Genomic DNA, 6000 nt, shown 5'->3' with positions numbered 1-6000 from the left:
GTTGGATGCACTGAGTTCAGACACGGATACCTCGGGGTGTGGTCAGGCGGCCGAGGCCGACGAGAAGGAGATCAAGAATAAGAGCGAGCACAACAACACCGATGACGCCCGTCAGCACCGACTCGAGGGAATTTGCGACTCCGGTGAGCGCGGAACTGCGGTAAACGAGGGCGGCCAGCACCACGGCGATAGCTGCCGCCAGAATCAGGCCTTGCACGACGCGGCTGAAGTCCTGCCAGCTGCTGAACAGGATCTGCTCATACTGATCGTCTAGAGAATCCCACACATCAAAACCTCTTCGCTTCGATCACACATCGATTCACCCCCACCGGCACGGGCACAAATGGAGACGCCGATGCCGAACTGGATGGGAACGCGGGCTGAGAGCCGTAGGCGAGGGTGAGAGGCTAGTCTCGCACGGCAACCCCATTTGGGTGCAGCGAGACGTTACGGTTCCGTCACGTGCGCCGATTCCCCTGTGCCTTGCCCGAGCGGGACTTTCCTAGCTATCCGGATCTTATCCTTCTATGTTTGCTCAGTACAGCTGTTGATCTGGGGTTTCTCGGCGTGGGACGAGACTCATCTCAAGTGCTCGCGAGATGGGGTGCGTGCCTCATTTGGAGTGTGCTCGTTATGCTGATACCGGCATAACGAGCACGTGTGATGCACGTATGCAGCGGTCTTAGACCTTTGCCGATTATTGTCTGCGCCCGTCAACATGAGCCACGGTGCTGATATGTAGTGGGTTTTGTCAAGAGGGCGTGTGGAAGACTAAGTAGGAGTAGTTGTCGCTGCAGGGTGAGCATCGTCGAGTGAGGGACTCTAATTTTCGGTATCCGAGGTGAGGAATTGCGTGAATTTTCTCGAGTTTCTTATCAGTCGCAGTGAGGACATGCTTGAGCTCGGCCTGGAGCATGCAGCCGTGGTGGGGGTATCGGTCCTGCTGGCCACCGTCATTGGAGTGTCACTCGGAGTGATGTCGTACCGGCGAGAACGGATGCGAGAAGCGGTACTGGCAGTCTCCGGAGCATTTCTCACGGTGCCCTCTTTCGCGTTGTTCGTGTTGTTGATCGGCCCACTCGGTCTTGGCGCCATGCCGGTCGTTGTGGCGCTGACCTTGTACGGACTGCTTCCCATCGTCCGTAATACGATCACCGGCTTACGGGAAGTCGATCCGGCGATCGTAGAGTCCGCGCACGGCATGGGGATGAGCCGGACCCAGCGCCTACTGCGTATTGAACTTCCGCTTGCCTGGCCTGTCATTATCACCGGGATACGGCTCACGACCCTCGTCCTGCTGGGCATCGCGGCGATTGGCTCGATCGTGCTCGGCCCGGGTTACGGAGAGCTGATTTTCACCGGATTGGCCAGAGTGGGCACACCGGTGGCGGTCAACTTGGTTCTTGCCGGCATTCTCGGCATCGTTGTTCTTGCGGTTCTTTTCGACGTGGTCTTTTCTGCGCTGGGTAGATTCACGATATCCGAAGGTATTCGATGACAAGCACCACGAAGGGGAGACCGCTTACCGGTAGGGCGATGATCGGGCTGGAGGACCTGACCAAGCGTTGTGCCGTTCAGGCTCATACTGCCGTCGACACCCTGAACCTGGAGATCCCAGAAGGGGAAATAGTTGTGCTGGTCGAGCCTTCGGGGTGCGGCAAGACTACCACGATGAAGATGATCAACCGGATCATCGAGCCCACGTCCGGTCGTATCACCCTGGACGGAGAGGACGTCACCTCCAGCAATCCGGATCAGCTGCGCCGGCGCCGTGGCTATGTCATCCAGCAGGTGGGTTTCTTCCCGCACATGACAATCGGTGAGAACGTCGCAACGGTACCCAAATTGCTCGAGTGGGACAACAAGCGGGTCGCCGCGCAGGTGGATGAGCTTCTGGAAACGGTAAACATGCCGCCGGCCTCGTTCCGGGACCGCTACCCCGACCAACTGTCCGGTGGACAACGGCAGCGAGTCGGAGTGGCCCGTGCCCTCGGCACCGACCCGGCCGTCATGCTGATGGATGAGCCGTTCGGCGCGATCGGCGCGATCACCCGGGATCGACTGCAGAACGAGTTCCTCCACCCGCAGGAGGACGTGCGAAAAACGATCGTGTTCATCACCCACGACATCGACGAGGCAGTCAAATTGGGCGACCGCATAGCGATCCTGCAGACCGATTCCCAAATCGCCCAATACGACACCCCGGAACGGATTCTGACGACATCCGCGAACGACTTCGTCGCGGAGTTCATCGGCAAGGGCGCGTCCCTCAAACGGCTGAATCTGAGCCGCGTCGCTGACATCGAGCTTACGCAATGGCCTACGATGCAGATAGGAACCGGCCATGCGGAGGTGCTGGAGACGCTGCGTCAATCGCACCGTAACGCCCTGCTGGTACTCGACCGTGCGGGACATCCACGACGGTGGGCGGATGCCGGAGACCTGCAAGGCGCGCAGGACGGGGTGCTCGATCAGGTCGGCATTGCACCTGAGTCGGTTCTCGAATCCGATGCAACGCTGAATGACGCCCTGAACGAGTTGATCGCGGTCCGATACAGCGTGGCCGTCGTAGTCGATTCCGATGGTGTTTACCAGGGTGTCGTCGACATCGACCAGATCAACCGGTCGGTGCGCGCCCTGCGTGAATCAGCGGTAGCCGAGAGCCGCGAAAACACACAATGCGGAATTCTGCAGAGTAGGTGAGGGTTTAGAAATGTCCGCCGTTATCCGGGACCAAGACGTCGTGGCGCAGACCCCATCGCGCCGCCGCTCGTGGGCGGGTTATCTGACGATGCCTGCCTTCCTCGCGCTGGTGTGCCTCGGCCTGTACGTCTACGTCAGTTCGCAAGAGTTGGACAGCATCGAGGCCCGTTCGCTCAATGCCGAATCGCTGTCCACGGCGGTGTGGCAGCACATCCAGCTGACTGTGGTGTCCACCGTGATCGTTCTGCTCGTCGCGGTCCCTCTTGGCATCGTGCTGACCCGCCCTTTCACGCGACGAATCCGGCCTTATCTGCTGGTTGTGCTCAACCTCGGACAGGCAGTGCCGACCATCGCGATTCTGGTGCTTCTTGCCGTCGCTTTCTTTTTCCTCGGTTTCGAAGCGGCTGTCCTGGGATTGGTGCTCTACGCGGTCGTGCCTGTGCTGCTCAACACGATGGTCGGGTTGGAGCAGGTCGACGACTCCATTCTTGAGGCCGGACGCGGGATGGGAATCTCCAGGTTCGGGGTGCTGTGCCGCATCGAACTTCCGCTGTCCGTTCCGATCATCCTCGCGGGCGTGCGCACCGCGTTGGTCATCAACGTGGGCACCGCCACGCTAACGACCTACATCAACGCCGGTGGTCTCGGCGACATCATCGTCGCCGGACTCTCGACCAACCGCTTCCTGGTCCAACTGGTCGGGGCGGCCCTGACCGCCGTCCTCGCGTTATCGATCGATTACATCGCCGGCATCGCCGAGGACCTCCTTCGCCCGAAAGGGCTTCGGAATTCGGAGTAAGAAAGCTTGATAAGCGTAGAAATGAACTACATGGAAAGAGGAACCGTGAACGCAATCACGAGCAAGACAAAGAAAATCATAGCGCTGGCTGCCGGATTGACCCTGCTTCTGACGGGCTGCGCGGGTGAACCCAACGCCAACACAGACGGTGGTGACGCTGAACTTGCCGACGCTTCGCTAACGGTGGGCTCGAAGGAGTTCGTCGAGTCGATTCTGCTCGGCCAAATCACGGCCGTCGCATTAGAAAACGCGGGTGCGTCGATCGAGGACAAGACCGGTATTACCGGCAGTGCCACGGTCAGAGAAGCGCTCCAGACCGGCGAGATCGATATGTACTGGGACTACACCGGCACCGGATGGGTCAACATCCTGGGCAACACCACGGAAGAGGTGCCGGAAGACCTGTACGCGGCCGTGGCGGAAGCCGACGCGGAAAATTCGATTGCCTGGCTAGAACCGGCACCATTCGAGAACACCTACGCCATCGCCGTCCCCGAGGATTTCGCCGAGGAAAACAATATCGCCGCGATCAGCGACGCCGTTACTTTCATCCAGGAGAACCCTGACCAGGGGTCGATCTGCGCTGCGAGTGAGTTCATCAACCGAGACGACGGCCTGCCCGGCCTGCAGGAGGCATACGGTTTTGAGTTCTCCGAAGTGGTCGAGCTCGACCTGAATCTTGTCTACGCCCAGATCGGCAAGGAGTGCTTCTTCGGTGAAGTGACGTCCACCGATGCGCGGAACCTCGCAAACGACCTGACGGTACTCGAGGACGATCTGAGCTTCTTCCTCGAATACCAAGGGGCGATGACCCTGCGCCAGGAGACGCTCGATGAGTATCCGGCGATCGCGAATATCATGGCGCCGATCAGCGAGGCACTGACCGCCGACGTGATCACCGAGTTGAACGGACAGGTCGACTTAGAAGGTCAGCGGCCCAAGGATGTGGCCGAGAAGTGGTTGGAAAGCGAAGGCTTCCTCGAATAATCGAGGCCAGGCCCGCCGTACGACCCCGGCCGTCGCCCCCAGAGCGTCATTCGCCGCGCCGATGGGTCCTTCCTTTGATCACTTCTACCTGGGCGTCCACCCGCTCAACACCGTCCTTGTTCCCCATGAGCCAACCGTCGAAACCGACGAACGACGTTCCTCCCGTGCAGCTGTTCTGTTCATAGGTCAGGCGTTCTCCGCGTCGCTTTTTTGTTAGGTCTTTGCCCGCTCGAGCAGACGATCGCTTCACGGTTGCATCCGTTTCGCGACTGAGCCCGAACACCATTCTGCGCCGAGATTGGGGTCGTGACTATAGAGAATGAAAAAGCTCAATACCCTCACCACGAAGACGGTTCCAGCGGTTCCACGGAGATAGACGGCCAGGATAAGGCTCAAGCGGAGTCCGTCCCGGACGGCCCTGGAAACGATCAGCATGAGGATATTGACGAAGACACAGCTTTTGGCGGGCCCGCGGACTGAGTTCATTCAGCGCCGCGGTGATGGACACTGTGATCGTGGCGGGCAGCTAGCGAAGGATTCTGACGAGAGCCCGGCCAAGAGCGCGATTATGCGGTCCATTACTACTCAGACCTCAACTCCGATCCGATCGCGCTTTCGGGCTTTTTTTCGCCCAAGATGGGCAGCTCCAGCGGACCCAGTACATCAAATTCACCGATCAGCGACGATGCCGCGTTCGACATGTTAGTGGATGCCGACCTTTCCTTGATGGGGCTTACCTACACCCCCGTTCTCGCTTGGGGGCCGCTCCTCGCGATGGTCACCGTCGCCACTTCATTCGGAGAGGCAAGGGTGCACCCTACTCACTTAAGAGATTGACAAGCCGGGAATCCCCTGTCGACGCGTGGGCTGGTCCTCGTCCACCCAGCCAGCCAGCCAGCCAGCCAGCCGGACCTTGGTTAGCAAGAATGCTTCATTACCGGGCATGGAAGGCTGATGCAATGGAAGCCCTGAATTTGATTCGAACACTCGCCGCACGTCCGACTATGCGTTCATTCACTGATCGTCCGGTACCGTTGGAAGTGCTGACACAAATTATTGAGGTGGCCCGGTGGACTGGCTCAGCCAGAAATCGGCAGCCGTGGCGCTTTATCGCAGTCTGTGACAAAGAGCACCTCAGAAAACTCGGTGCACTGGGGGCCTACGTGCAGCACCTAGCGTCCGCGCCGTGCGCTCTCGTGCTCCTTTCGGCCGACACTGGGTTTCAGGATACGGAGTTCGATCTCGGTAAAGTCAGCCAAACGGTCATTCTTGCCGCGACTGCTTTGGGGCTCGGGAGCTGCCTGGCAACGATCTACCCGGAGGCCAATGTGACGAAGGCAGCAACTTTGCTCCGAGTGGAAAACGGATGGCGCCCACACCACGCCATATCACTCAGCTACCCGAGAGTTCCCATGACGGGCACGCGAGCAATCACCACCGGCCGACTATCCGCCTCAGAATTGTTATCCACACCCCGCCCGTAAGCCGAACCCCCTACGGGACGCGACCGA

6 protein-coding genes are annotated in these 6000 nt (G+C 59.5%); 5 read left to right on the top strand and 1 reads right to left on the bottom strand.

The window, feature by feature from the left end; translation table 11 throughout:
• Positions 1–16: 16 nt before the first annotated feature.
• Positions 17–286 carry a hypothetical protein gene (locus CJ028_RS05420; RefSeq protein WP_105034265.1) on the bottom strand — a complete coding sequence of 90 codons (270 nt, stop codon included), beginning with the start codon at positions 284–286 and terminating at the stop codon, positions 17–19.
• A gap of 567 nt (positions 287–853) precedes the next feature.
• Here CJ028_RS05420 and CJ028_RS05415 point away from each other — a divergent pair.
• From CJ028_RS05415 to CJ028_RS21895, 5 genes are all read left to right on the top strand, one after another.
• The gene (locus CJ028_RS05415) at positions 854–1498 is read left to right on the top strand and encodes an ABC transporter permease (protein ID WP_104080935.1); all 645 of its coding nucleotides are present in this window, start codon (positions 854–856) and stop codon (positions 1496–1498) included.
• On the top strand, positions 1495–2703 hold the full coding sequence (locus CJ028_RS05410) for an ABC transporter ATP-binding protein (protein WP_105034264.1): 1209 nt from the start codon (positions 1495–1497) through the stop codon (positions 2701–2703). Before CJ028_RS05415 ends, CJ028_RS05410 begins: the two co-directional genes overlap by 4 nt.
• Before the next feature lie 10 nt (positions 2704–2713).
• Complete coding sequence (locus tag CJ028_RS05405; RefSeq protein WP_105034263.1) at positions 2714–3502, top strand: ABC transporter permease; 789 nt, start codon at positions 2714–2716, stop codon at positions 3500–3502.
• A 45-nt stretch (positions 3503–3547) separates the two neighbouring features.
• Positions 3548–4489: a glycine betaine ABC transporter substrate-binding protein gene (locus CJ028_RS05400; RefSeq protein WP_161498898.1), complete on the top strand. Its 942-nt coding sequence runs from the start codon at positions 3548–3550 to the stop codon at positions 4487–4489.
• A gap of 926 nt (positions 4490–5415) precedes the next feature.
• Positions 5416–5973 carry a nitroreductase family protein gene (locus CJ028_RS21895; RefSeq protein WP_105034260.1) on the top strand — a complete coding sequence of 186 codons (558 nt, stop codon included), beginning with the start codon at positions 5416–5418 and terminating at the stop codon, positions 5971–5973.
• Positions 5974–6000 lie beyond the last annotated feature (27 nt).

This window comes from Cryobacterium aureum (genome assembly GCF_002954245.1).
Lineage (GTDB): Bacteria > Actinomycetota > Actinomycetes > Actinomycetales > Microbacteriaceae > Cryobacterium > Cryobacterium aureum.
The sequence above is the reverse complement of the archived record's forward strand: the minus strand, read 5'-3'. Positions and strand labels throughout refer to the sequence as shown.